The 885-nt window shown below is 66.8% G+C and carries 2 protein-coding genes; both read right to left on the bottom strand.

The genetic code is table 11. The annotated features are described in order from the left end of the window. The coding region (locus tag CCN42_RS39535) for a hypothetical protein (protein WP_086741982.1) at positions 1 to 206 on the bottom strand (206 nt) is incomplete at its 3' end. Between the two features lie 7 nt (positions 207 to 213). Then, positions 214 to 678: a hypothetical protein gene (locus CCN42_RS45390; protein ID WP_245877684.1), complete on the bottom strand. Its 465-nt coding sequence runs from the start codon at positions 676 to 678 to the stop codon at positions 214 to 216. Positions 679 to 885 lie beyond the last annotated feature (207 nt).

Below are 885 nucleotides of genomic sequence, written 5' to 3'. Positions count from 1 at the left end.
ACCCAGGCCTGACACCCCCACCGCCCCGCCAGTCCAACCGCCAGCGCCACGAGCAGAGCGCCGACGTCGATGACATGCGGCAGCCCGGGAAAGAACCCGAAGAAGGCCACCGCCCCCACCAGCCCCACAAGAAACCCGGCGATCCCGGCCCGCCGCCGCCGCGTCTCGTAGACCTTGTCCGGATGCTGCCTCTGCTGGTCGATCATGAACGACTCACTTCGTGATGTGGTGACACTGACTCACTCGTCGCACCCCGTTGACATGCAGGTGGGCGCACGCCTTGCCATAACGAGGGAGGGTCTGGGCGGAGTTGTTCCGCATCGGGTCGATCGTGCATTCGTTGTGCGTCCTGCCGCGTGAAGTGCGGTAGGTCCGGTTGTTCGTGTCGGCGTACGTGAAGTCGATGCGCCAGTTGCAGAAGCCCGTCCCGAGTGCCGCGACGAAAGCGCAGTCGACACCTGCGTTCTGGTAGGTGATCTTCTTGCCGCTGCCGCGGATGGCGTGCGTGAACATGCACCCGGTCGGGACCTTCATCGTCATGCCGCCCACGCTGTACTGGAACGTCCGCACCGGAGTCGAGCCGACGGCGGTGGCGTGTGCGCTGGTCGGTGCACTGAGGACGAGACCTCCGGCGGCGAGAAGTGCGGTGGCGAAGCGAGTGACGGACGGCGCGAGCAAGGCGATCCCCTTCTGAGGCTTTCGGTGAGTACCGGGGACAACTGCCGTTCGAGGTGCCTGGTTGCTGTGACCGCGGTCGTCTCACCGGCTCAGGTGATCAAGGGATCAGTGGGCTGACCTGATCGGAGCGGAAGGGGCGCGTGCGACCTGAGCGGGATCCGGTGTCGCCGGCCGGGGGAGGGCGGCCTCGTCTGCTCGGGGGACGCG

The sequence above is a fragment of the Streptomyces glaucescens genome (genome assembly GCF_002154375.1).
In the GTDB taxonomy this organism is placed as follows: domain Bacteria; phylum Actinomycetota; class Actinomycetes; order Streptomycetales; family Streptomycetaceae; genus Streptomyces; species Streptomyces glaucescens.
The sequence above is the reverse complement of the archived record's forward strand: the minus strand, read 5'-3'. Positions and strand labels throughout refer to the sequence as shown.